The organism is Enterococcus sp. AZ171, from assembly GCF_051714005.1.
Classification (GTDB): domain Bacteria; phylum Bacillota; class Bacilli; order Lactobacillales; family Enterococcaceae; genus Enterococcus_B; species Enterococcus_B pernyi.
Window position 1 is genome coordinate 1,955,015 of record NZ_JBIORA010000001.1, and the last position, 26,026, is coordinate 1,981,040.

General features: G+C 38.8%; 25 protein-coding genes and 1 riboswitch. Of the genes, 7 read left to right on the forward strand and 18 right to left on the reverse strand.

The genetic code is table 11. The features are described from left to right. Nucleotides 1–113: 113 nt before the first annotated feature. The 4 genes from IGJ49_RS09475 to chvE form a co-directional block, all read right to left on the reverse strand. A complete protein-coding gene (locus IGJ49_RS09475; RefSeq protein ID WP_010735034.1) occupies nt 114–437 on the reverse strand; it encodes a hypothetical protein in 324 nt (107 codons plus the stop codon). A 12-nt stretch (nt 438–449) separates the two neighbouring features. Next, complete coding sequence (gene mmsB / locus IGJ49_RS09480; RefSeq protein ID WP_023519955.1) at nt 450–1,652, reverse strand: multiple monosaccharide ABC transporter permease; 1,203 nt, start codon at nt 1,650–1,652, stop codon at nt 450–452. Beyond that, nucleotides 1,652–3,184, reverse strand: a complete 1,533-nt coding sequence (gene mmsA, locus IGJ49_RS09485; protein ID WP_438723247.1) for a multiple monosaccharide ABC transporter ATP-binding protein — start codon at nt 3,182–3,184, stop codon at nt 1,652–1,654. Before mmsA ends, mmsB begins: the two co-directional genes overlap by 1 nt. 294 nt (nt 3,185–3,478) lie before the next feature. Next, nucleotides 3,479–4,522 (reverse strand): multiple monosaccharide ABC transporter substrate-binding protein, encoded by a 1,044-nt coding sequence (gene chvE / locus IGJ49_RS09490; RefSeq protein ID WP_226075794.1) that lies wholly within the window; start codon nt 4,520–4,522, stop codon nt 3,479–3,481. 274 nt (nt 4,523–4,796) lie between these two features. Between chvE and IGJ49_RS09495 the strand changes: the two genes are divergently transcribed. The 4 genes from IGJ49_RS09495 to IGJ49_RS09510 all read left to right on the forward strand — a co-directional run bounded on the left by IGJ49_RS09495 (nt 4,797) and on the right by IGJ49_RS09510 (nt 9,567). Then, nucleotides 4,797–5,762 (forward strand): ABC transporter substrate-binding protein, encoded by a 966-nt coding sequence (locus tag IGJ49_RS09495; protein ID WP_438723249.1) that lies wholly within the window; start codon nt 4,797–4,799, stop codon nt 5,760–5,762. Between the two features lie 8 nt (nt 5,763–5,770). Further along, a complete protein-coding gene (locus tag IGJ49_RS09500) occupies nt 5,771–7,219 on the forward strand; it encodes a sensor histidine kinase (protein ID WP_438723251.1) in 1,449 nt (482 codons plus the stop codon). Then, on the forward strand, nt 7,212–8,798 hold the full coding sequence (locus IGJ49_RS09505) for a response regulator (protein ID WP_023519959.1): 1,587 nt from the start codon (nt 7,212–7,214) through the stop codon (nt 8,796–8,798). Before IGJ49_RS09500 ends, IGJ49_RS09505 begins: the two co-directional genes overlap by 8 nt. A gap of 112 nt (nt 8,799–8,910) precedes the next feature. Next, nucleotides 8,911–9,567: a YitT family protein gene (locus tag IGJ49_RS09510; protein WP_010735027.1), complete on the forward strand. Its 657-nt coding sequence runs from the start codon at nt 8,911–8,913 to the stop codon at nt 9,565–9,567. A gap of 337 nt (nt 9,568–9,904) precedes the next feature. Here the strand turns inward: IGJ49_RS09510 and IGJ49_RS09515 are convergent, their stop codons facing one another. The 14 genes from IGJ49_RS09515 to IGJ49_RS09580 form a co-directional block, all read right to left on the reverse strand. After that, nucleotides 9,905–10,990: an LPXTG cell wall anchor domain-containing protein gene (locus IGJ49_RS09515; RefSeq protein ID WP_438723253.1), complete on the reverse strand. Its 1,086-nt coding sequence runs from the start codon at nt 10,988–10,990 to the stop codon at nt 9,905–9,907. Then, entirely contained in the window at nt 10,991–12,967 is a 1,977-nt protein-coding gene (locus tag IGJ49_RS09520) for a hypothetical protein (protein WP_438723255.1), read from the reverse strand. After that, a complete protein-coding gene (locus tag IGJ49_RS09525) occupies nt 12,933–14,384 on the reverse strand; it encodes an FAD-dependent oxidoreductase (protein WP_023519961.1) in 1,452 nt (483 codons plus the stop codon). Before IGJ49_RS09525 ends, IGJ49_RS09520 begins: the two co-directional genes overlap by 35 nt. A gap of 447 nt (nt 14,385–14,831) precedes the next feature. Continuing rightward, a complete protein-coding gene (locus IGJ49_RS09530; RefSeq protein ID WP_438723257.1) occupies nt 14,832–15,536 on the reverse strand; it encodes a fructose-6-phosphate aldolase in 705 nt (234 codons plus the stop codon). A 37-nt stretch (nt 15,537–15,573) separates the two neighbouring features. After that, nucleotides 15,574–15,930 carry a PTS glucitol/sorbitol transporter subunit IIA gene (locus IGJ49_RS09535; RefSeq protein ID WP_349519861.1) on the reverse strand — a complete coding sequence of 119 codons (357 nt, stop codon included), beginning with the start codon at nt 15,928–15,930 and terminating at the stop codon, nt 15,574–15,576. 16 nt (nt 15,931–15,946) lie between these two features. Then, nucleotides 15,947–16,954 carry a PTS glucitol/sorbitol transporter subunit IIB gene (gene srlE, locus IGJ49_RS09540; protein ID WP_010735020.1) on the reverse strand — a complete coding sequence of 336 codons (1,008 nt, stop codon included), beginning with the start codon at nt 16,952–16,954 and terminating at the stop codon, nt 15,947–15,949. 15 nt (nt 16,955–16,969) lie between these two features. Beyond that, complete coding sequence (gene srlA, locus IGJ49_RS09545) at nt 16,970–17,524, reverse strand: PTS glucitol/sorbitol transporter subunit IIC (protein WP_349519863.1); 555 nt, start codon at nt 17,522–17,524, stop codon at nt 16,970–16,972. After that, a complete protein-coding gene (locus tag IGJ49_RS09550; protein WP_062804959.1) occupies nt 17,524–18,006 on the reverse strand; it encodes a transcriptional regulator GutM in 483 nt (160 codons plus the stop codon). The genes srlA and IGJ49_RS09550 overlap by 1 nt, the downstream gene beginning before the upstream one ends. After that, nucleotides 18,003–19,865 (reverse strand): BglG family transcription antiterminator, encoded by a 1,863-nt coding sequence (locus IGJ49_RS09555; protein WP_062804958.1) that lies wholly within the window; start codon nt 19,863–19,865, stop codon nt 18,003–18,005. The genes IGJ49_RS09550 and IGJ49_RS09555 overlap by 4 nt, the downstream gene beginning before the upstream one ends. 16 nt (nt 19,866–19,881) lie before the next feature. Next, nucleotides 19,882–20,682 carry an SDR family oxidoreductase gene (locus IGJ49_RS09560; protein WP_010735016.1) on the reverse strand — a complete coding sequence of 267 codons (801 nt, stop codon included), beginning with the start codon at nt 20,680–20,682 and terminating at the stop codon, nt 19,882–19,884. Between the two features lie 183 nt (nt 20,683–20,865). Continuing rightward, nucleotides 20,866–21,411 (reverse strand): LPXTG cell wall anchor domain-containing protein, encoded by a 546-nt coding sequence (locus tag IGJ49_RS09565; protein ID WP_438723260.1) that lies wholly within the window; start codon nt 21,409–21,411, stop codon nt 20,866–20,868. Nucleotides 21,412–21,432: 21 nt separating this feature from the next. Beyond that, the gene (locus tag IGJ49_RS09570; RefSeq protein ID WP_438723262.1) at nt 21,433–21,771 is read right to left on the reverse strand and encodes a hypothetical protein; all 339 of its coding nucleotides are present in this window, start codon (nt 21,769–21,771) and stop codon (nt 21,433–21,435) included. Nucleotides 21,772–21,852: 81 nt separating this feature from the next. Then, entirely contained in the window at nt 21,853–22,242 is a 390-nt protein-coding gene (locus IGJ49_RS09575) for a hypothetical protein (RefSeq protein ID WP_349519868.1), read from the reverse strand. 792 nt (nt 22,243–23,034) lie between these two features. Next, nucleotides 23,035–23,292: a TfoX/Sxy family protein gene (locus tag IGJ49_RS09580; RefSeq protein ID WP_062804957.1), complete on the reverse strand. Its 258-nt coding sequence runs from the start codon at nt 23,290–23,292 to the stop codon at nt 23,035–23,037. Between the two features lie 225 nt (nt 23,293–23,517). Then, nucleotides 23,518–23,615, forward strand: a riboswitch (TPP riboswitch). A 76-nt stretch (nt 23,616–23,691) separates the two neighbouring features. On the opposite strand from IGJ49_RS09580, the gene thiD reads away from it, so the two are divergent. From thiD to thiE, 3 genes are read left to right on the forward strand one after another with little or no spacing between them, the layout of a single operon-like run. After that, complete coding sequence (thiD, locus tag IGJ49_RS09585; protein ID WP_023519969.1) at nt 23,692–24,504, forward strand: bifunctional hydroxymethylpyrimidine kinase/phosphomethylpyrimidine kinase; 813 nt, start codon at nt 23,692–23,694, stop codon at nt 24,502–24,504. After that, complete coding sequence (thiM, locus tag IGJ49_RS09590; protein WP_023519970.1) at nt 24,501–25,313, forward strand: hydroxyethylthiazole kinase; 813 nt, start codon at nt 24,501–24,503, stop codon at nt 25,311–25,313. Before thiD ends, thiM begins: the two co-directional genes overlap by 4 nt. Next, nucleotides 25,303–25,944, forward strand: coding sequence for a thiamine phosphate synthase (gene thiE / locus IGJ49_RS09595; RefSeq protein WP_062804954.1), 642 nt, complete (start codon nt 25,303–25,305; stop codon nt 25,942–25,944). Before thiM ends, thiE begins: the two co-directional genes overlap by 11 nt. Nucleotides 25,945–26,026: the final 82 nt, after the last annotated feature.

Sequence of the window (26,026 nt, forward strand, 5' to 3'; positions counted from 1 at the left end):
AGCACAACTTGTTTTGGAAAGGCTTGTTAACACGAAAAAATATTTACGAGTTTCTTTTTATTAGCGCTTTGTAAGGAACAACTGCTTTTTTTCAGCTTTTAGTTCAAGTGATTTCAAAAGAATTGTAAGATATCTGCTAAGACAGATTCTCCATCAAATGATTCGTAATCCTCTTTACGAATCAATTTGTAAGGAACAGCTTTCACCGTCAGAAAATCTTTTAATCGTTCCACTTCATATTCTGATTGTGGACCGATCATCAGTCCGTCAATCTGCTGGTTTTGGATCGCCTGCTCTGCCACGATTGCTGGTGCAGAGTATACATGTAGAGGTACACCTTTTTCATTTGCTGCATTTTGGATATTTTTTACTAGCAGACCTGAAGTGATCCCAGCGGTGCAAATCAATAATATCCGTTTTTCCTCTGTCGTTTCCATCCGTTCACCACCTTAAGAAATTTTGCGTTTTTTATTGTAAATATCCAATACGACAGCAAGCAACAAAATCAAGCCTTTGATCGCTTGTTGCCAGTCTACTCCAACACCCATGATCGACATCCCATTGTTCAGCACGCCCATGACTAAGCCACCGACGATTGCTCCAGTGATCGTTCCAATCCCTCCAGAAGTGGAAGCTCCTCCGAAGTAGACAGAAGCCATCGCATCCAATTCAAGCGAAGTCCCTGCCTGTGGGGTAGCAGCATTTAAACGTGCGGCTAAGATCAGTCCTGCTAAAGCAGCCATGACGCCCATATTCACAAATACCCAAAAAGTGATTTTCTTCGTCTTGATCCCAGATAATTGAGCAGCTTTCAAATTACCACCTGTGGCATAAATTTGTCGTCCCGCAACTGTCCGATTGGTCAAAAATCCATATATCCCAACAATCACACCTAAAATGATCAATATTACTGGAAATCCTTGGTAGGAAGCAAAGATATAACTTAATCCTAAGACAAGAACGATCGTCAATGCCGCTTTGATCAAGAATGCGTTCATTGATGGTACTTCAAATAAATTTTCTTTTCTTCGCGCTCTCGCACGCCATTGAGCAAATACTAAACTAACAGCTAACACGACACCTAAAATCAACGTCAATAAGTGCATTCCAGGAACACCAAAGATATCTGGTAAATACCCCGTCGAGATTTTTTGGAAACCTCCAGGGAAAGGCGCTAAAGATTGCCCTCCTAAGACAACCTGTGTCAAACCACGAAACATCAATAGACCGGCAAGTGTCACGATGAACGCCGGAATCCCTACATAAGCGACCCAAAAGCCTTGCCATGCGCCGATCACTCCACCGACTAATAAACATAAAGGAACGGCGAGCCATGGACTGATGTTGTTGTTGACCATCAACATACCGGCCATCGCTCCAACAAATGCCATGACTGAACCTACCGATAGATCCACGTAGCCTAAAAGCACGACCAACAACATTCCCGCAGCCAAAATCAAAATATGGCTGTTTTGCAACACGATATTCGTTATATTCAGCGGTCTTAAAAAGATCCCGCCGGTCATTAGTTGAAAAGCAATCAATAAAGCAACCAAAATAATGACCATACTATATTTACTAAAGATATCTAATATCTTTTCTTTTACATTCCAAGCTTTTTTTTCCTGACTTTTTTTTGTGACATTTTCCATCAGCCCACTGCCTCCTCTTCTTTTGTCATCAGGTTCATCAATAACTCCTGATTTGCCTCTTCTCTAAGCACTTCTCCCGTCATTTCCCCTTCATTCATGGTATAGATCCGATCACACATACCGATGATCTCAGGTAGTTCAGAAGAAATGATACAGACACATTTTCCTAAGGCAGCCATTTCTTCGATAATCGTGTAGATTTCATACTTTGCCCCGACATCGATACCACGAGTCGGTTCGTCCAGAAATAAAATTTCCGGTTCTGTCATCAACCACTTAGCTAAAACGACTTTTTGTTGATTCCCACCACTTAAACTACCAACGTTTTGGAACACATTAGTGGCTTTGGTCCTCATTTTTTTCCGGAAGTTTTCTGCTTCGATCACTTCTTTTTCTTGATCTAAAATACCACTTCGACTAATTTTTTTGAGACTAGCAATCGTCGTATTTTCTCTGATGTCCATCAAAAGATTCAAGCCAACAGACTTACGATCTTCGGACACATACGCCAACCCATGATCAATTGCTTGAGAAACATCTTTGATCACTAATTCTTTTCCATCTTTAAAAATCTTACCGCTGAGATTGCTTCCATATGATCGACCAAAAATACTCATGGCAAATTCAGTTCGTCCTGCCCCCATCAATCCGGCGATACCAACAATTTCTCCTCGTCGAATCGAAAAATCGATATGATCATTGATGATTCGGTCGGTGGTCAATGGATGATGGACCGTCCAATCCTTGACTTCAAAATAAACCTCGCCGATATCAGGATGACGATCAGGATAACGATTCGTTAAATCACGACCAACCATCCCCTTAATGATCCGTTCTTCACTGATTGCTGTATTTTCTAACGTTTCAATTGTTTGGCCATCTCGTAAGATCGTGATTCTGTCCGCCACCGCAACGATTTCATTCAATTTATGCGAAATGATGATCGAAGTGATCCCTTGATTGCGAAACTCCTTGATCAACGCTAAAAGATTGGCACTTTCTTCTTCATTCAGTGCTGCTGTCGGTTCATCTAATATGAGTAATCGAACATTTTTAGAAAAAGCCTTCGCAATTTCCACCAACTGTTGATGCCCGACACCGATTTGTGAAACTAAGGTATTTGGATCGATTTTCAAGCCCACTGTTTTTAGTAGATTTTCTGTTTTTCGTTCCGTCAAGTTCCAGTCGATCACGCCATATTTTGTTTGTTCGTTCCCTAAAAAAATGTTTTCTTTGATGGATAGATAAGGACTCAAGGCTAATTCTTGGTGGATGATCACGATCCCTTTCGCTTCACTATCTCTAAGATTTTTGAATTGGCATACCTCACCGTCATACATGATTTCGCCTGAATAACTGCCATAAGGATACAAACCGCTCAACACATTCATCAACGTGGATTTTCCTGCACCATTCTCGCCACAAAGGGCGTGGATCTCTCCACGTTTGATGCGGAGATTGACATTGTTCAACGCACGAACACCAGAGAATTCTTTGATGATTTCTTTCATTTCTAAAATATAATCTGCCATTTTTTCACTTCCTAATCGAGGGTGTGATAGTAGCGCTCAACTTCGAAAAATAAGCGCGAAAACTGAAAATTGTTCTTCAAATTTTGAGATCTCACGCTTGTTTTTGAAGGAGCTACTACTGAAACACTGTTTATTGAGGTTGTGCCAGAAGCGTTTTGAACTTAGCAATAAGAGAGAAAATTGAAAAATAGTTGGTTATATTTCCCGTTTTTTTGCTTAATATTGAAGGTCAGCTTCTAAACACCGTTTATTCGGTTCTAAGGAGTACAAGAGGACAAATGTTCCAAAGCCCTCTTATTGGCCTAAATCACTTTCGCTGTAATACTCAGTATCGATCAGCTCTTGTTTATAATTTTCTTTATCTACAGAAACTGGGTTAGCTAGATAAGTCGGAATGACTTTCACACCGTTATCGTAGGTTTCCTCATCATTGACCGGCACTTCTTTATCATTGTTGATTGCTTCGATCATCTCTACCGTATTATCAGCTAGCACCCGTGTATCTTTAAAGATCGTTTGTGTTTGCTCTCCTGCAATGATGGATTTCACTCCAGCAATCGTTGCATCCTGTCCTGTGATAACTGGAAGTGGTTTGTCGGCTGAGCCATACCCTACTCCTTTTAAGGAAGAAATGATCCCTAAACTAATTGGATCGTAAGGAGAAAGAACTGCATCTAGTTGGTCATCTGTATAGTTAGCACTTAATAAGTTATCCATACGTGCTTGTGCAGTTGAGCCATCCCAACGAAGCGTCGCGATTTGATTGAATTTCGTTTGACCTGATGAGACGTTCAATTGTTTGCTGTCGATATAAGGTTGAAGAATCGACATCACACCATTGTAATTGATCAATGCGTTGTTATCGTCAGGCGAACCGCCAAATAATTCGATCGTAAATGGGCCAGCACCATCTTTTAAGTCTAATTTATCTTCGATATAAGAAGCTTGTAAAACACCTACACCAAAATTATCAAATGTTGCATAATAATCGACATATTCAGAGTTCATCAATAAACGGTCATACGCAATGACTTTGATATCCGCCTGATGTGCTTTTTCTAAGACATCTGTCAATGCTGAACCGTCAATCGAAGCAATGACCAACGTATCCACTCCCTTTGTGATCATATTTTCGATTTGCGCCACTTGGTTTTCTACTTTGTCTTCTCCATATTGCAAATCCGTTTTGTAGCCTTTTTCTTCTAGTTGCTTGACCATATTGTCGCCATCTGCGATCCAACGCTCTGCAGATTTTGTTGGCATCGAAATACCTACGAACCCTTTTTCATCTCCGGCTGCACTGCCATTGCTACAACCAGCAAATACTGTCACTGACATTAATAAAAAAACAATTGCTACCAACCAATTTTTCCCAACTCGTTTCATGTGTGTCCCTCCAAATACTTATTTGATGAATTTATCATAGTTGAAATATAAAACGCTTTCATTGATTATTTTTCTGTGTTTCTATAAATTCCCTCGCAAATTTATGTAAACTTTTGATTTTTCTTCATTTTCTTTTGACGATTCTTGATTTTCTTACGAAATTGACAAACATGCTAATATGAAATTTGAAAACGCTATATGATATAGATAAAAGGGGAGATTCATTATGAAGAACAAAAGTTTTTTTATTCTGGCAGCTTTTTGCCTGTTGTTGACTGGGTGTGCTTTCAACTCTACTGAGCCTACAAAAAATGAGTTGACTATTGGTTTTTCTCAAGCTGGGACTGAAAGTAATTGGCGCAAAGTTCAAAATCAGTCCATCAAAGAAGCACTGGAAAAACAAAATTTCCAAGTCCTTCACCGAAATAGTTACTCTGATCCAAAACAACAGATACAAGATGTGATGACATTTATTGCCTATCAAGTCGATATGATCGTGTTATCTCCTATCGAAGAAACTGGCTGGGATTCTGTTTTGGAAGAAGCCAAAGAAGCGAATATCCCAGTCATCATCGTTGATCGTAACATCACAACGGAAAAACAAGATCTCTATTTGACCCATATTGGTTCAAGTTTCAAAGCACAAGGTAGTCGAGCTGGCCTCTACGTCACCAATCATTACCAGCAAAAAACACAAGAATCGATCCAAGTATTTGAGATACGTGGTTCAGAAAACACATCTCCCACTCGCTTGCGATCAGACGGTTTTTTAGAAACTATCGGTCGCGACCCAAGAATCCATGTCAGGCAAGTGATCACCGGAGACTATATTCGCTTAAAAGCCAAAGAACAATTTTCAAAAGCCATTGATGAGGGAAAACTTGAGGGAATCGATGTCATTTATTCTCACAATGATGAAATGACACTAGGTGCCTTAGATGCGATCAAGGAAAAAAAGCTCGAAAAGAATTTTGTGATTGTCAGCATTGATGCACAAAAAGAGATGATTGATCAATTAAAAAAAGGAAAGGTCAACTGTGTGGTAGAATGCAATCCTTTTATGGGTGAACTAGTAGCCAATACAGTCAAACGCTACTTCGGAAAGAAAGCGATTCCACAAGACATCTACGTTTCTGATACGGTGTTCTCAGATCAAAATGATTTTTCAACGATCCCACCGCGGGGATATTAGGAGGAAAAATGAAAAAGAACGAAAGCATTAAAGTACTACTTCGACATACAAGTTGGCTCATGTTATCTTTAGCAATCACGCCTTTGATCATTAGCATTGCACTTTATACACATTATCTTTTTTCCTATGAAAAAAGTATCCATAATATCTCGATTGCTAATCAAATCGCCAGTAATGTAGAAGAAACGATCATCGAAGAAGCTCTTGGATTAACTTATGGACAGATCACACCTGAAGAATTCCAAAAGAGCAACCAGATCAATCGCATCAAAGAAGAAATCAGTGCAATCAAGGTCAGCACTCAAAACTCACAAGAATTAGCAACACTCAATATCGTTTTGCGCTCCCTTGATAATGTTTCTGACTATTTAGACAAAATCATTGCAAATATCCATCAAAAAGAAACATTCGCAGAGAATCAAGCATTGATGTTACATGTTGAATCTGCGGTCAAACTTGCCCATGACATCTTACAAGATTTTGTCAAAATCGAAATCGATACAGCTTCCGTAAAAAGTGAAGAAGTTCGCAGTTCCTTGGTGATTCTCTCCACCATCGAGGCTGTTATCATCGCGCTGATTTTCCTAATGACAAGAAAGTTCAACACGAAAATGATGTACCAAATTCAACAGCCTATGGATGAAATGATCAAAATGGCTGATGCTTTAGCAGAAGGACATTTAAATCATCGGATCAAAACTCCACAAAATAATGAGTTAAAAAAATTAAGTAATAGCATGAATGATATGGCTGATAACTTAGTGATTTTGTTAGAGGAAAATGCGTTGAAACAATATAATCTTGCGCAAAGTGAAGTCAGGACACTACAAGCTCAGATCATTCCCCATTTTATTTATAATAGTTTAGATGCCATTTTGGTCTTGGCAGAAATGGGTCAAATTGAAAAAGTCAAAGAAATGACATATTCCTTATCTGACTTTTTCCGCATTTCATTAAGCCAAGGAAAAGACTGGATACCAGTCGAACAGGAAATTCGACATTGCGACAATTACCTGAAGATTTTGCAAATCCGCTATGGAGACCAATTATCTTATCAATTAACCATTGATCCAAAAGTCAATAATCATCCAATATTGAAAATGATTCTTCAACCATTGATTGAAAATGCGGTCTATCATGGAACCAAATTGGTACGTCGGTCAGGAAAAATCATCGTAAAAGCGTATATAGACCAAGAAGAATTTATCCATTTTTGGATCATTGATAACGGAAAAGGGATTACTGAAACCAAGTTAGAGGAGATCAACCAAGAACTCGCAGATGGCCTAGATACTAATTTCCATAAAGGATATGGACTCTTTAATGTCAACAAACGCTTGCTTTTATACTATGGAACCGATGCAAGTATCAAGATTACTAGTCGGATCGATCATGGAACGGTCATCCATGTCGTTGTCCCTACAAAAAATATAGATAGGAATGAAGCAAATGTATAAAATTTTTATTGCAGAAGATGAACATTTGATTCGCGAATCATTGAAGAGGATGATCACTGAATTTTCAACCTTTTTACCTTTGGGCTCTATTGAAGATGCCAGCGATGGCGAACTTGCTTTATCAATGATTGCCGAGCAGAAACCAGATATCTTATTGACAGATATTCGTATGCCTTTTATGAATGGGATTGAATTAGCCAATGAAGTAAAAAAACTTTTGCCTGATATCCAAATCATTTTTATTAGTGGATATGATGAATTTACGTATGCAAAAGCTGCGATTCAACTTCAAGTAGCCGAGTATCTGTTAAAACCGATCAAACCTAATGAACTACAAAAAAGCCTAGAACAAATCATTCAAAAACTAGAAGCTGACTCCTTATTGAAACAGTCTAAAGAAACAAATGGCTATTCCTTAGAAGTACAAAAAAACTTCTACTTGAATGCCCTGTTCAATAATCAGTTACTACTTTCAGAAGCAATTGAAGAAGGTCGAAAACTTGAACGTGAAATCGCCGGAAATAAATATATGGTTCTTTTGATCGCAAATCATACAAATAAATTTTTTTCAGATTATGATATTTTTCATGAAAAGATGGCTGAGCTATTCGATCACGATAAACAAATACTTTTTTCTTCCCTTTCTTCACGATTTATCAAACTATTGATTTTTGATCCAAATGAAGATCTATTACAAAAAAAAGCAAATCAGGTTGCATTGCTTTCTCACAAAACATTAGGGCATACAACAGATGATTTAGTTATTGCAATCGGATATCCTGTGAAACGAATCAGCGAAATTCCACATAGTTATCAGACTGCTGTTCATTTGCTCAGTTACTTGAAGATCGATCCTAAAATAAAAATTCTTTCTTATTTAGATTATGAAAAAAAGCTTGGCAATTACGGACAATCTTTTGATCTAAAAGAATCCATTCGTTTACTAAGAAAAAGCGAAATTTCTTCGTTTGTTGAGAAGTTGGTCAAACAGACCAATCAACATGCCGATCCACTTCTCGTTAGGCATCTGATCATCAATGAGTTGAATGAATTAGTAACGATACGTCAAAACCAAACCAATCAAGTCGTTTCTTTTACCACTACAGAGGAAATTCCGAACATTCTGTCAGAGAGGCCTCTCTTCATCCAATACCTTGAACAAATGATTTACTTTTTAAAAGAAATGGTACTTGAGAATCACATGAATCAATATAAAGAAGTACTCGAACAATCCATCACGTATATTGAAAACCACTATTTTGAACCAGAGCTTTCTCTTAAAGAAGTGGCTAATCATGTCCATTTGAGCAGCTCACATTTCAGTACGATTTTTTCTCAAGGAATAGGACAAACATTTATTGACTATCTTACTGAACAACGATTGAGCATGGCTAGGCGACTTTTGCGGGAAACCAATTCAAAACTATCTGTCATAGCCTCAGAAGTGGGATACAATGATCCAAATTATTTTAGTTCTATTTTTAAGCGAAAAGAAAAAATCTCACCAAAAGAGTATCGAAAAATGAAAAAAAATCGTACACATTCTTTACAAGAAAATAATTATCTAGTCAACAAATAAGCAACAAAGTCGCGGAGTATTTTTTTCAGTTTAGTCTGAAAAAGTTGTTACTTTCTTAACTGGACTACTTGCTATAATTATAGAAATAGTGAAAAAAGAAAGGAATACGCGTGTGAAAGCAGAAATAAAGAAATTACCTGTGATTATTGTTGGAATCATTAGTATTACTGTGGGACTAAATATGTTTTTGCTTCCACATCAAATTGCTTCAGCAGGCGTAGGATCAATTGGTTTTCTTCTAGAAATGGTCTTGCTGATCGACCGGACATTGATTGTTTGGGCAATCAATCTAGCGATGCTGTGTTTAGCTTTTATCTTTCTGGAAAGAGCAGTTTTTTTTAAAACTCTGATAGGTAGTTTGATATTTCCGATTATTTTAGCGTACACACCGGCTTTGGTAATCACCCAACATTTCCCAATTGCCTTAGTCGCTGGCAGTTTTCTATTTAGTCTTGGAATATTCATTCTTTATCAAATCGGCGCGTCAAACGGCGGGGTTACGGTTCCCCCATTGATTTTCAAAAAATATTTTGGGATCGAACATGCTCTAGGCGTTTTACTGACAAATACCGTGATCATCGCTCTAAACCTTGTGATTCTTGGGATAAGACAAGCGGTTATCTCTGCCATCTCTATTTATCTCATTTCATTTTTCATGAAAAAACTATTACAATTTCAAACTCAATTTTTAGCTATTAAGCCGATTGATTTAGTGAATGAGAGTTCGCCTATTCTAGATGAACAACCTAATAAAAATCTAGCAGAATAAGCATTGTAACTAATAGCTATTAGAAAACAACCCATGAAATCCAAAAATAGGAAACTATTTTCGGGGTTTCATGGGTTGTTTTCTATCGTTTTATTTTATCCATTCTTTAGTTGGAATGAGTTGAATCAAAATGACCACTTCCAAATAAAGTGTCTGGACATTAGTCCTATCACACACCTAAAACCGAATAAACAGCAGAAACAAAAGTAACATCATTGGAAATAAGGCACCATCCACTAAAACAAATTTCGTGGATGGTGCCTTTTTTTCGAGGCTAAGCACTTATGCTTCGATTTCTTGCTTATCGAGGTAAAAGTACTCTATTGTATCTTATCTTCTACTTTTTATCCTTATTTTCCTCTTTATTTTCTTGTTCTTCATCTTCCTCTTTGATCACACGTTCGACACGATCTTCATCCTTTTGTAATTCACGACGTTTACGTTTGAATAGTCCAAAGAATCCCGCAAAAGCAACAAGTATTCCACCAACAAATTTTCCAAAAATCCCTGAAGTTGAACCAGTCTTAGGTAATTGCTTACCTGAAACATCTTCAGAGTCACTTGTTCCTTGTGTGTTAGTCGTTTGGTCATTCGTTTGGTTATTACTAGATAATCCATCGTTAGAGCTGTTATCACTTAGTACTTGGGTTCTTACAATTTGATTATCTGTATCGGTAGTCTCAGTTGTTGTGGTACTACTTAAATCAGTTCCTCCACCACCGGTTCTTGGATTTACCTCTGGTGTTGTCGTGCCTAGGTCGGTTTCGCCGTCTCCTGTACCTGGATCGACTTCTGGTGTGCCTGTTCCTGGGTCAGTTTCTCCGCCTGTGCTTGGGTCTACCTCTGGCGTGCCTATTCCTGGATCGGTTTCCCCTCCTGTACTTGGGTCTACTTCTGGTGTGACTGTTCCTGGATCGGTTTCCCCTCCTGTACTTGGGTCTACCTCTGGCGTGCCTGTTCCTGGATCGGTTTCCCCGCCTGTTCCTGGGTCAACTTCTGGCGTTGTTGTCCCTGGGTCAGTTTCCCCTCCTGTACCTGGATCTACTTCTGGTGTGCCTGTTCCTGGATCAATTTCGCCACCTGTTCCGGGGGCTACCTCTGGCGTGACTGTTCCTGGATCAGTTTCGCCGCCTGTGCCGGGGTCTACTTCCGGTGTTGTCGTTCCGGGACCAGTCTCGCCTCCGCCCGTTCCTGGATCTACTTCCGGCGTTCCGGTGCCTGGATCAGTTTCGCCGCCTGTGCCGGGGTCTACCTCTGGCGTAGTTGTTCCTGGATCAGTCTCGTCTCCGCCCGTTCCTGGATCTATTTCCGGCTTTCCAGTGTCTGGATCAGTTTCGCCACCTGTGCCTGGGTCTACTTCTGGTGTGACTGTTCCTGGATCAGTTTCGCCGCCTGTGCCGGGGTCTACTTCCGGCGTTGTCATTCAGGGATCAGTTTTGCCGCCACCTGTTCCGAGATCTACTTCTGGTGTGCCTGTGCCGAGGTCAGTTTCGCCACCTGTGCCTGGGTCTACTTCTGGTGTGACTGTTCCTGGATCAGTTTCGCCGCCTGTTCCTGGATTGACTTCCGGTGTTGTCGTTCCGGGATCGGTTTCGTCGCCTGTGCCTGGGTCTACTTCCGGTGTTGTCGTTCCGGGATCGGTTTCTCCACCTGTGCCTGGATCGACTTCTGGTGTAGTTGTTCCTGGGGTCACTTGTGGGTTGGTTGCATCCGGTGTTGTTGCATCTGGTGAAGCCATATCCGTCATTGAGGAAGAAATATAAGCAAATTCTCCCCCGATTTGGTAGATATTAAAGTTCGTATCTTTCACAACGATCGTAAAATCACTGCCGCTTCCGTTTGCACCAGTTAAATAACCAGCATACTGAACCCCATTGACCATGATTGGTTGAGCAACAAACTGATTATAAGACACACCGTCTACTGTTATATTGACCGTACTTATAACTGAAGAAAAGTTTGTCTGAGAAACCTGTCCTGTTTTCACAGTTACTGCCGAATTCGCTGTAATCGTGTGTCCGCCATATCCACCACCAGAAAACGTCGCTGTCTGATTCCATCCTGCTAATCCAGCTGCGTCTTCTGCGAGATTACCATCAACTGCTCCCCCAGGACTAATACCTGATTGAGAACCACTATACGTTGGCATCGACATCTCATCTGCGTATGCTGTAGTTGAATCAGTGGCTTTTTGCTCGTCTAAACTAACGGTCACATATTCATATTTCAATGACTCGATCACTTGATCTTTTGCTTGGATTTCATAGTAAGTTGTATTTTCATCCGCTAATTGATCAACGAAATTTACTTTTACATTGATATTGGATTCATCTGTATTTAACCAAGAATCTGTGTTCTCAAAACTCCGTACACCGTGCAAGGATAAAGACGTTTTCAAGCTGTCGACTGTACTACCGAACTGAACAGGTGAGACCAAGTAATGACCATTGATCTCTAAAGGCAATCCATGTGTCGACGAAGAAAATGTGAAATAACCATCTGCTTGATTTTTACCATGGTCGGTAGAAATAGACTCATCATGATAAACTGCATAATAGGTACTACCTTCATAAGTGATGGAAAAATTCTTCTCCATTGCATCTTCAAAATCGCTTTTGATTTCATCTGTTAATTTTGCTTGACCATTTTCTGCTTTCACGTTCAGAGAAAAGCCTGTATCGATTTTCATATTTCCTAATACTGCACCATCATCCGCGGTAAAGTTGGTGCTTTCAGGTTTCGTTTTAGATGAGAAACTTAAGGATTTTTCTCTCGTACTTGCAACTACTTTTGAATCTTTCCAGTTTGCAGAATCTTCATAAGCCTTTTCTTTGGATTCATATAAATGAGGAGAGACCGTTTTATAATTATCTTGTGAAGTTACCTTCACATTCGGATTTGCTTGGATCAATTGCCGATAGCTTGACATTTTCATTACTTGCGCATCACTTGTAGATAAAGTGGAAGTTTGGTAATAAACGTCCGCATCTTTGATTCCTAGAATTTGTTGGATATCATATGCCGTATGACTATCACTGACTTTGATCCCTTCTCCTTCATACATAGAAGAAAGTTTTTCTTTACTTGGTAGTTGATCCATTAACTTAGCTACAAAGCCAGTATTTGTCTTCACACTGCTACTTTGACCTTTTTGTAAGGATTGATTCAATTCATCCACAGAAGTATGTTCAATATCTTGGATGGTCTCATCTTCAACAAGTCGCTTTTCGGACAAAGAGGAACTGTCTGCAGAGGCAGAAAGATTTGGAATCGTGACGCCACCGATAAATGCACCAGCACCTACTGTCAACAGTGCGCCAGCTTCAATCATTCGCTTTTGTTTTTTTGACATCTCTTTATCTGGTTTATTTAATTTCATTTGATCTTTCTTCTTTGCCATCACGACCACTCTCTCTTTCTTTTTCCCTAACTAAAGAGGCTAATATTTTTGTAAAACCTAGAGGATTCTTGTAGCCATGTTCATAAAAGAAATCCGTAAATTCAATTTCTGGCACGGTCACATTTTTTTGGATTGCTAAACTGATGATATTGACATATTGAGAAATATCAACTGTTCCTAGAACCTGCAATCCTAAGATTTTTTTTGTTTTCTTCTCATAAACTAGATAAATACTTGAATAATGATTCTTTCTGCCTTTTTCAATTGGTGAGTATTTGACAATCGATTCATGCACAAGCTGTCCGCCACGCTCTAGATAACGATTCTGGTAGTGTACTTCTTCTGCATCATATCCGAATTTTCTTGCTTGATTCAATGTAATCCCAGTATTCGCAATGGTAAATCCATCCATATTGAATTTATAAGTCCCTGTGGTCATTGCTACTTCTTGCTTTTTCTCGTGGATATTGACAGCAGCGATCAGTCCTTGACGAAAAGCATCGGAAGCATGAGGATTATAAATATTTTCTTTGGTCAAGTCCATATAAGTCGTAGAACAATCCCCTATCGCTAAAATCGAATCATCTGTTGTATACATGTACTTATCAACGACGATTGCTCCACGGTCACCGGTTTCGACTTGTCCAGCTAATAAGAACGAATTTGGTCGGAAGCCAACAGAAACAAAGACGCCATCTGCACGGATAGTCAAATCAGAAGAAGTTTCAACTTCGATTTTAGGTCGACTCCAGATTTTTTTATCAATTGTATGGTAGCTTGTCACTCTAGTACCTAGTAATAGTTGGATACCTTCTTCTTCTAGTTGCTTCTCTACTTCGATTGCGGCATTCTCATCCAAATATTTGTCAAGGATTCTTGCATTTGATTGGATCAAAGTGACTTTCATTTTTCGTTGAGCTAAGATACGAGCAATCTCTACACCGACCAGTCCAGCGCCAATCACTACCGCATGATGGGCTTCTGATATAAATTTTTCAATTGCTTCAGCATCCTTACGCTCTTTCAAAAGAAAAAGTGTCTCATTCAGTTTTCCGCCAGTTGGAGGAAGGTTGGGATACGAGCCCGCAGCCATGATCAATCGGTCATAAGTTATTTCGTGCTCATGTTGACTTAACACATTTCTAAAATTCAACGTCTTCTTTTTCGCATCGATGTTGGTTACTTCTTTTTGAATGCGTAAATCCACTCCTTGAGCAATAATTTCATGCGGTGTTGCATAATTTGCTTGGGAGTGGATATCTTGATGTCCCATCAAAAATAATGGGATTGTTTGGGAGACAAATGTTATTTCATCTTTTTTTTCAAATACGATTACTTCATCGTCTGGATATTCCTCACGAATACGAAGTGCTGCGGCAATCCCCGCGTGGTTTCCTCCAACAATTATGATCCTCATCAACTGCCTCCTTCATTAAGCTATAAAATATACATACGGTTATTTTTAATCTACTATTTATATAAATTATATCACTTAGAAAGACTAGTTGTCAGTTATAAAGGTCTAACCACTAAGACGCAATGAAGCAACTATTTCCTCTTCCACTTATTCAAATCGGTATATTAAAGAATATAATCATTCTTGCTTCAACGGATGAAATATACCGTTCATTTTTTTAGTAAACATCCAGTCATAAAGTAGATATGCTTATTTGTTGAATGTCATAAAAAAATAATTTTTAACGATATCAACTATATGTAGATGGACATATGAAGTTCCCATTCCATTGTTGGTTTAACTACACGGTGACTATTTGATTATGGATGAATATAATAAATATAACGTTATTTAAAAAAAGAGCCATAGAACGGATCGATCAACCATTCCATGACTCTTTATTCTTTTTTATTTAGTAGGACTTATCGCCCCTGTTGCTCCTAATGCTTTCACATCTTTGACACCGAATGTCTCTTCCCAATCTTTCCTAAAATCTGTCACTGCCTTATGAATGGAAGGCATACCGAATACTTGTGCAAAAATATCTGGTGACGCAGTAATACTGTGCGCCCCTTGGCGACAAGCATGATTGACTTGTGCAACATTTTTAAAACTAGCAGCTAAGATCTTGCTCTGAGATTGCGTTCGTTCGATTTCCATTGCTAATGCTTTGATAATAGCAACAGCATCGATATTCAGATTTTCCATACGGTTATAATAAGGTGCCACATAATCGGCACCTGCGGCAATTGCTAAGTATCCTTGCATTTCAGAGTAGATAGCGGTTGCAGTGACATATGCTCCTTTGGCTTTCAGTTGTTTGATGGCAGCCAGTCCTGGTTCGTTCACTGGTACTTTAATGAAGATATCCTTACCAAGGTGATCCATGATTACTTGGGCATCAGTTAAGATTTCCTTCGTTGTTTCTCTAACTACTTGTACATGTAAACTTGCTTTTCCAATGAGCTGCTTGATTTCTTTCAAGTGAGCAAACAAATCAATCTTTCCTTCTTTTTTGATGATTGAAGGATTTGAAGTTACTCCAGATAGCGGAAGGATCGATTGGTAATAACTAATTTTCTCAATATTGATCGTATCTAACATAAATTCCATTTTTTTCATCCTTTCAACAGATATGTTGCTCTGTATTTTACTGAATACTGATTTTAGTCTTGATACCAATCTCAACGATTTCTTTTCCTTCGACGTATAAAGTACCTGGAAGTTCAGGTGTTACCGCTCCATCAAATTTAATTGTGATATGTCCAAGCTCTTTTAGATTATCATTGACCAAACTTCCGACAGACGTGATGCGATAGCTTGTCTCATCGACGAAGAGCTGTTGTCCTACTTTGATCTCTCCGTGGATTGGCTGAAGTTCAATATGGTAACAATAGGCTGATAGCATATCGGGTGCATCTTTTCCAAATAGTATCACGAGCTTCTCTTCTTTAAAGAGCGTAGCTTCTGCGCCAATCGAAGTGACTTTTGTTGAATAAACTGACATTTTTTTCCTCCTAGATTCAACTATACATTCCAAAGCTTGCTATCCATGCGACTAACACCCTAGGTACACCGTTTAAAAAGCGTGAATATAAAACGGAAGGTACGCCAACCTCTACTGTTTCAGCCTCTGCTTCTTCTAAGCCTAATCCGACAGGGATGAAATCACAAGCATTTTGAGTATTGATGGCAAATAACGCAGGTAAAGCAAGCTGTGGTGGAATATTGCCTTTTCCGATCTCCACCCCGATCAGTGTCCCGATGACTTGGCTGATTACTGCCCCAGGTCCTAATAATGGAGAAAGAAACGGTAAGGAACAAATAAAACCGATGATCATCAACCCCCAAATATTCCCTGCTAAAGGTGCCATAATATTGGCAAAGAAATTACCGATACCAGATCCTTGTATGATCCCGATCAACAAAGAAACAAATGCCATGAATGGAATGACCGTATTGATCATCGTCTGTACACCTTCGCGCGCGGACTGATTAAAAGTTGCCACTACTTTTCCTGCACCCATGCCGATTTTTGCAATAAAATTCTGCTGTTCAGCTTTTTGTTCAGTAATTTTTTTGCTTGTATCGTACTTATATTCACGTGCTGCTACACGCTTATTTTCTATGTTATCAGATTGACCGACTGTGCCTTCTTCAGTAGTCAGTGTGATTTGATTGATCCCTACTGCCGAGACGTAAATGTCTTCTGTAATGTATTGTGCTAATGGTCCGCTTTTTCCTGTTGGTACGACATTGATCGTAGGTATTCCTTTTTTTGGATAGATCCCACAACGCAACGTTCCTCCGCAATCAACGATTGCTAAAGCGATTTCATTATCTGGGATAGAAGTTTTAAAGCCATTGACTGCTTCCATGCCTGTCAATTCAGCAATTTTATCGACGATTGCTGGCTTTTCTCCCCCACCAGTAATATAAATGAATTTGTGTTTTTCTTCTGTTGGTGTGATCACTAATGGCCCTCCGAACCCACCAGTTCCTCTTACAATTCGAATACTATGATAGCTCATTTTCTCACTTCCTCCTTATTCTGTCGCTGTTTCTACTGTTTTACTCAGGGTAACCCCTTGTTGTTTACAAACATATGCGGTGGTAAAATCTGTCACCCAACCACCAATAAAATTCATAAGAATTCCGACAAACATATAACGTACAGCTAATTCCATTGAATTTAATCCTAAGGTTGTGATTCCTTGGGCGATTCCTAACCAAACAAATAATTCACCCGGATTGATGTGGGGAAAGACGCCATTGCTCGTATGACAAAATTGTGCTTGAGAAGCATAATAGCTTGGCTTGTAATATTCAGGCAAAAAGCGAGCCATTGTAAAAGACATCGGATTCCCCAACATAAAGGCAGATAAAAAAGGTAAGATCAAATATCTTGTGACGGGATTCTTCGTTGATAATTTGGCAACTTTAGTTACTCGTCCTTCACCTAAGAAAGCAATCAGTGTATTCATTGCGACCATTAGGATCAACACTACAGGGACGATACCAGTCATCCAAGATATAAAAGTTTCCGCACCCGTTTCAAATAAACCGATGAAGCCTTCCGCAAATTTTGTGATATATTCCATTATTCAACACTCCTTTTTCTTGATAGGTATTGTTTTTTCCATAAACTGAATTGAATGCCAAGCATCGTAAGTGGGGAAGGTAGCGATTCTTCTTGATAATTGCCTAGTTCTACCCGCAAATAGATTTCTCTGGCATTTGCCATTGCTTGTTGCACCAATTTATTTTCTGTTCGTACCAAAGGATGATAGTTGTCGATGTAGTGGATATCTGTTCCGATATATTGTGGCAATAGACGAAACTTTGCTAGAACAGTCACGCCCTGCATCTTTCGCGCATCAATAATGATCCCTTTTTGATCGACAGCAAACATGACGATCGTTCCTGCTTTGATTTTTCCAGATCGACGACCGATAGCCACCTTCCCTTTTCTGCGCATTTCTAGATAGATTTGATTAAAGTGCTTGATTTGTTTCATTCCAAGTATTACTTGCAGTCCGTAAGCAACAAGTGCAAATGCGCCGAATATATATATGAAATTCATGTTATGACCCCCTTTCGTATCATCCAATTTTGTAACCCAACTAAATCATCCAAACGACATAGTTCACTTCTAAATTCAGGATCGCCAATAACAGCAAAAAGCTGATCATACAGTTTTAGCAATTCTTTTTCTTTTTCCATCGTTAGATCTTGTGGAATGGCTAACAACAAGACGACTTGTACTTGTCCGTTGATCGTGGAGATTCCTTTCCTAAAGATACCCACTGATAAAATAATTTCAGCCGATTTTTTATTGATGGCATGAGGAAAAGCAATGCCATATTCAAAAATCGTACTCCTTAACTTTTCTCTAATAAACAGTTGCTCCTTAAATTCTTGATCGACTAAGCCTTTGCTCTCAAGAGATTCAAGCATATGATCAAGATTTTGTTTGTAGGGTTTCTTTTCATTTAAAATCTCAAAATCTAATTTTAAGTGATGAACGTTTGCGGCTCTCAACTTTTCTGCTTTACGCCACTCTTCTTGCAACCAAGTTTCGTTGAATAGATTGATCAATCGAATGATTGGGGTATGTTTCTTTACATTTTTCAGCGGAATGGTTGTAAAAACAGCAAAATATTGGTCTAAGTCTTCCTGCTGATACTCCTCCTCAGAAAAATGGACCATGCTGATTTGCGGACCCAAAACCCGTTCCAATTGACGGCGAATAATCAAGGCTGTTCCTTTTCCGGTATTACAGACGATTGCAATTTCTTTGTGTTCGTTGTTACTGGTTTGTTTCCTCAATGCAAGTTCAAAATAAAAGGCAATATAGCTGATTTCAACAGTCGGAACCACTCGTTGTAACTGCTCCCCAATCTGCTGTAGACCAATTTTTGCCAGTTCATAGGCTAGAGGATATTGGGATTCGATTTCACCATAGAACAGATCTTGAAGCTCTATTCGAAAAATCAAACGATTGAGCATGTAAATGAAGTGCTCTTTTATTTCATGGACTAAGAAGGTTTCATCAAATTCTACTAGTAAATTTTGATGAATTGTCTCTATCATTTGTTGAAATAACTGTTCGATTTTTTGCTCATCAATAGTAGACTTATCCATGCCAGCAATAGCACTTATATTAAGAGGAAAACTGAGAAAAGCTTGTTCTGTTTGGCTTAATGTGATGCTATATTCATATTCCAAATGATGGATCAATTCGACAAAAGCAGGATGACTCGTCATAAGGTCCATATATTCATTTGGCAAATCTACCAGTATATTTCCTTTAAGGAGTCGTTTCATTGTAATAGAAATCGTTTTTTTCAAAAGAAGGCCCTGATTTTTAGGTAAATTAAATTTTTGAACTAAGTGTTCTACGAAATCTTGTGTGCATTCTGATAATGGACGTTCGGCAAAATATTCTTGTACATAATGAAGGTGTAACAGTCGTAGATCCAGTTCTTCTCCACGCATACGCAGTCCACGATTCGGCGTTCCAATCACTTCGACATTAAAAGAGGAAATCAGTTTTTTCATCACTCGTAGATCTTTGACAACAGTACTTCGGCTGACCCCTAATGCTTCTGACAGATCATCGATCAGCAAAAAATCTTTTTGCTCGATCAGCTTCTTGACGATAAAGAAAACTCTTTTACTGCAAGAATTAAAATCGCTCTTCCGCCTCAAACTGCCGTTCATTATCAAATCAAATTTTTCAAAATTTTCAATTTCGATATGAAAATCATTCTTATGTTGAACGATTTCTGCAATTCCAATCAATTCTTCGTTTAAAGATTCAATGCTGGTTTTTACCGTTTGCGTACTTGTATTCAGCTGTTGTTTCAAACTGCCGATCCTCATTTCTTTGTGGGTAACCAGTAATTGTAGAATTTGATACCATCTGTTCACCACCGTCATTTACTTCCCCCACTTATTATCCTCTAGTTTTTCCTCCGGCCACATTTGTGGTTACTCCAGTGATATAACTCGAACGATCAGATAGATAGTAACTAACTAAGTCAGCGACTTCTTTTAATTTCCCGCTTCGACCTAATGGAATCGTGCTCGTTTTGGCATAACCTGCTCTAAGCTCTTCAATCGTGATGCCACGAGTATAGGCCAAGGCTTCTTCATAAGAAAGTGTGCGTAGTCCGGTTTCCTCCATGATTCCTGGGGCGATCCCTATTACCCGAACATTTGATTTTCCTAACTCTTTTGCCCAAGATCGAGTAAAGCTGTTGACAGCGGCTTTCGTTGCCGCATACGCACTTTGCCCCTCTGAACCTTCAAGTCCTGATTCAGAAGACATATTGATGATTACTCCTTCTCCTTTAGCAACTAAGATTCTACTTACTGCTTGAGTCATCAAATATAATCCTTTTTGATTGATTGCGATGATTTTGTCAAATACTTCCTCGGATAATTCATATCTCCCATGCGCTTGCTTTTTATCCACTAATAAGCGTGGAATGTTGATGCCTGCATTGTTGACCAAACCATCTATCGTACCAAAGTGATCCTTTACTTTTGCAACTCCAGCTTCTACTTCTTGTCGTAATGTTATATTGGTTTTTACAAATAATAATCGTTGATGTTTAAGTGTCGAATCTTTAATATCAAAATTTGCTACATTGACATGTTGTTCCAATAGACTTTCTACGATACTTTTCCCGATACCAGAAGATCCTCCGGTTACAATAATCGTTTTCCCCTCAATGTTCAGCCAATTTGTCATAAGCTATCACCCCTTTTTTTGTTTACGCTTTCAGTATAGCTACGTAGAAGAAAATAATTAAGTCAGACTTTTTTTGAATTTCCAAAAAAAATCTGACTTAATGTCTTTTTATGAGTGATGTTTTTTTTATTTACTAGTTCTTTCCTTTATAATATTTTTTTACGTGAGGATTATCTTTCAGTTTTATCGGCTACCTTCTGATTTCGAACGTTTTAACCAGCATATTCCTATTACGAAGACTATAAACATACCCAAGCCAACCATACTAGTCGAATACATCGATTGTTCCGCCGTTTTTGGAAGATGACTCACTTTTCTAGGTTGTTTTATGGGTGTACTATACGTAACTTTATCTTTTTTCATTACTTTAGTTATTGCTTTAGTTGTTTCAGTTGTTTTTACTGTTTCATACACTTTGTTTCCTTCTGGTTGTTGGATCGGTGGTATCACCGGTTCAATGATTTGCGGTAATTTTTCCCATTGTGCGGTATAAGTCATATTACCTTCCACAAACTCGCTGACAGTTGGCGTCCAACCGATGAATTTATAGCCTTCTCTTGATGGTGTTCCACTAAACACAGGGGTTGCTATGCCTTTAATCAATTTTGAAAATACTTGGTTTTCAAAAATGGTTTGATTTGCAACACCGTCTGTATAGATCACTTGATAAGTGACAGTTTGTGGAATCACAGGTTCCCAAATGGCCGTATAAGTGACATCACCAGTCACTGTATCAGTTATTGCTTTATCCTATCCTTTAAATATATACCCAGCTCTTGTAGGTTGCCCACTAAATATGGGTGTCGCAGAACCGGCGACTAAATTGTTAAAGACTTGATCTGCAAAAATCTCTTCATCTGGTACACCGTCTGTATAGTTGACCTGATACGTTGGAATTGGTTCCCATGTTGCTGTATAAACCGCATCGGTTGTAACTGTCTCGCTGACAGTCGGACTCCAACCAGCAAATGTATAACCTTTTCTTGTTGGTTCTGCACCAAAACCTGGTGTAGCAGTTCCAGGTTCAATACGTTTGAAAGTTTTATCCTCAAATACAACTTCATTCTCTACACCATCTACATAACTCACTGTAAACGATTCAATTGGTGTGAATGAAGCATTTATAGTAATTGATGCTAGTCGAGAAGCATTTGACGCATCTACTGGTAGCTAGACATGAATTTCAAGTGTATTTATATCACCGACTTCACCTTCGATGGTAAATGGAACGCCGATCATACGAACACTTGGATCTAGGTACGGGCTAGTATTACTGAATAGGTCGCCGACCTGATATTTTCCTAAGGAGGTCCCATTTAGAAAAACTTCCAGCTCCATCTCACTAGGATTTCTTCTTTCCGCATCAGTATTATCTAGCGTGCTTAGATCAACCATGACCATTGCTCTGCCACTTTGTTGGTTTTGAGATAACAATTTCACTTGTGTTGAAAATATCCCTGGAGAACTTCCAGGATTGATTTGTGCACCATTAAAACGCCATGGGATCATTGCATCTTCCCCGACATCATAGTAATCAATGCCATTTGCAGAATACGACACTTCTGAATTGATTCATAGAGTTGCCGCAGAAATAGTTGGATTGAAACCTAAAAATACCAGTAAAACAATAAAACAAGCGACTATCTTTTTCATAATGATCCTCCATTCTGACATGAAGTCAAAAATCACATTCCGTTTACATATTAAATTGCTCAATACTGATCAATAAAAAAATGAATGTTTTCCGTTTTGTAAAACCTCCTTTTTTTGAAAAATTAATGATAGTAAATTCGATCACAAATTTAATCTCCTACCTTTCTATTTAGTTATAATGTTTCATTCGCTTTTAATTTATTATTAAAATTATAAAAATATAAAAGCCTGCGATCATACACCAAAATTGTTATGTTTTTTTGTTTATTAGATATTTTTTAGCGGTTTACAAAAATGAAAGTTCACTTAATCTCAAGTAAATTATAACGAATTTTAAATTAAAATTGCATGAATTTTAGCGTGCCAAATTCTCATAATACTAGTAAACCAGTAATTAAATATGTTCTATTTTTTTGTTTAAGTTCTCGTTTTTTCAAATTCAATCAATTTCATCGCTTCTTCCTAGCAATATATTTCTGTTAAAAAGTTATAAAAAAACTAAATATTGTTATTAAATTCACAAAAAAATATTCTTTAATAATTTCGTATTTTCTATCTTCATCGCTTATTTTGATCAGAAAAGTAAAACAAAGATTGCTTATCCATCGATAGCAATGAACTTTTTTTAAAAAAATTATACAAAAATAAGCAACGAAATACGGAACAAGCCACAATTTCCGGGTTTCATTGCTTATTATTTTAGCTTAGGCTTCGATAGAATTGCTTTAACTTTTCTTTTTCCTCTTTTGTCAAAGCTTGCATAGGCTTGCCTTTTCTCGCTCCTTCGATTCCATATAGCATATGCAGACAGGCGCCACTGTCCACCTTTTGACGAATTTCAAAAAATATCTGTTCCGTTCCCTTTTCTTTAAATTTTTCTTCCGTTGTCACACCAATCTTTCGCAAATTTTCTTCTAATACTTTCCCTATATTCGGTAGATTACTTAACTCTGTCATAAGATTCCCTCCAAAAGTTTGGCTTTGATATATTGCATCGTACACTTAGAATATTCTATCGTTTTTCTTTAGTATACCATCTTGAGAAACGCACTAGCAATTCCTATAAGAACGCTACTTCGAAAGAAAGTAAACTGTTGCTTTTAGCTACTCAGTGTAGGCTTGCTCCTGTAAACTTGAATCTTCTGCTTTTTTCAGATATCATTGGTTCGTAACTAAATATGATTTTGTTTGCAGGAGGACGTTATCGCGTTGAGAAGGTAAAACCTGACCCTTTGAACCTGTTGGTTGATACCAGCGTAGGGAGCAAATGTCCTTTTTGTTGATGCGAAATCGAAACAATCAAGGCATTCTTCTATACTGGAAGAATGTCTTTTTTCTATTTTAAGGAGGAATTTGATGAAAAAAGTACTAAGTATTGCTGGCTCAGACTGTAGCGGTGGCGCCGGTATCCAAGCCGATTTAAAAACATTTGCCGCTCATGGTGTTTATGGAATGTCTGTGATCACCTCAGTAGTCGCTGAAAATACCGCTCGTGTGATCTCATACCAAGACATCGCACCAACAATTATCAATGAACAAATGACAGCTGTTTTCGAGGACATCTATCCTGATGCAGTTAAAATCGGTATGTTGTCGTGTGCAGATACGATGTTAGCTGTCGCAAGCAGTCTACAAGAATGGCAACCTAAAAATATTGTACTAGATCCTGTGATGTATGCGAAAAATGGCGATGCCTTGATGGAGCCAGAAGCAATCGACACATTGATCAAAAACGTCTTACCATTAGCTACTTTGATCACCCCAAATATTCCAGAAGCAGAAAAAATCGCAGATCGCTCGATTACTTCCCTGGAAGAAATGGAACGAGCAGCAAAAGCTATTTATGAAACATGTCACGCTGCAGTTTTGATCAAAGGAGGCCATCGCACAGGTGAAGCCACTGATATATTGTATGATGGGAAAAATATTTACTCCTATACATCTGAACGAATCGTCACAAAAAACACCCATGGCACTGGTTGTACCTTCTCTTCAGCGATTGCCTCACAACTCGCTTTGGGCGTACCATTAGACCAAGCAATTTCCAAGGCTAAAAAATATATCACTACTGCAATCGCACATTCACTAGAATTGGGCGAAGGTCATGGCCCAACCAATCATTTCTATTCACTCTATCGCAATGGTCTTAAGGAGGAACAAAGTCAATGAATACATTTTTAAAAACAGCTGTAGAAACGGTCCGTATGAAAAATCCTTTGGTCCACCATATCACGAACTATGTAACGGTCAATGATTGTGCGAATGTCACTCTTGCGATCGGTGGTTCACCAATCATGGCTGATGATGCGTTAGAGGTAGCGGAAATCACAGCAATGTCACAGGCATTGGTACTAAACATGGGTACTTTGAATGAACGTACCGTAGCTTCGATGCTTTCAGCTGGGCAAACAGCCAACGAAAAAGGTATCCCGATCATTTTTGATCCAGTCGGTGCAGGGGCTTCACAGTTTCGTAATCAAACAGCGAAAACGATCATAGAAAACTTGAAATGTGCAGTGATTCGTGGCAATATTTCAGAAATCCGCTTTTTAGCGGGAATCGCAAGCACGACGAAAGGTGTCGATGCCTCGGCAGATGATGCAAGCTCCATTGAAGAAGCCCAACGGATTGCTGATCAATTAGCAACCGCTCACAAATGTATCGTAGTGATCACCGGTGCGACAGATGTGATTTCTGATGGGCGGCGTAAAATCTTAGTGCACAATGGTTGTCCTGAAATGAGTCGGATCACTGGCACGGGCTGTATGCTCACTTCATTGATTGCTAGCTTTTGTGGGGGGTCTCCTGAACATCTTTTCCATGCAGCAACTACAGCTGTTCTTACCATGGGGATTGCTGGCGAGCTTGCGTTGGAACAAACGGCTGGTACGGGAAGTTTTCGGATCGCACTGATTGATGAAATCAGCCGTATTGATCGGGAAACATTACTACTGCGAGGAAACTACTTTGAAAAATGACATCAACTATTCCTTATACCTAGTGACAGACCAGTCACTGCTGAAAAAAAAGCCCCTCCAAGAAGCAGTGCAACAAGCCCTTGAAGGAGGTATTACCGTCTTACAGTTGAGAGAAAAAAAAGCCAATTCACGAGATTTTTATGAGGAGGCGATCGCATTGAAACGATTAGCTAAACCATACAATGTTCCATTGATCATCAACGATCGAGTAGACATTGCGTTATCTTGTGATGCAGAAGGTGTTCATGTCGGTCAAACAGATCTACCTGTGGCTGTGGTGAGAAAAATGATTGGCCCTGAAAAAATCATCGGCGCTTCCGTCCAAACACTCGAACAAGCAATTTCCGCTGAACAAGCTGGGGCAGATTATTTAGGTGTAGGGACGATGTTTCCAACCGCTACTAAAACAGATGCCATCATCGTATCAAAAAATGAACTCAAGAAGATTCTTCAACACGTTTCGATCCCTGTTGTTTTGATCGGTGGTCTCAACGAACACACGATTGCAGAATTCAAAACCTTCCCCGTTCAAGGCTTTGCTGTGGTTTCAGCGATCCTAGCAAAAGAAGAAATCAAAAAAGTGACTAAAGAACTTTCTGTACAAATCAATACGTTCATCAAAAAACAGTAAAAACATAACCACCATTAAAAAGGGGGATTTACATTTCGATTGATCCTCGATGATATTCATTTAATTTAAATTCACGAACCCT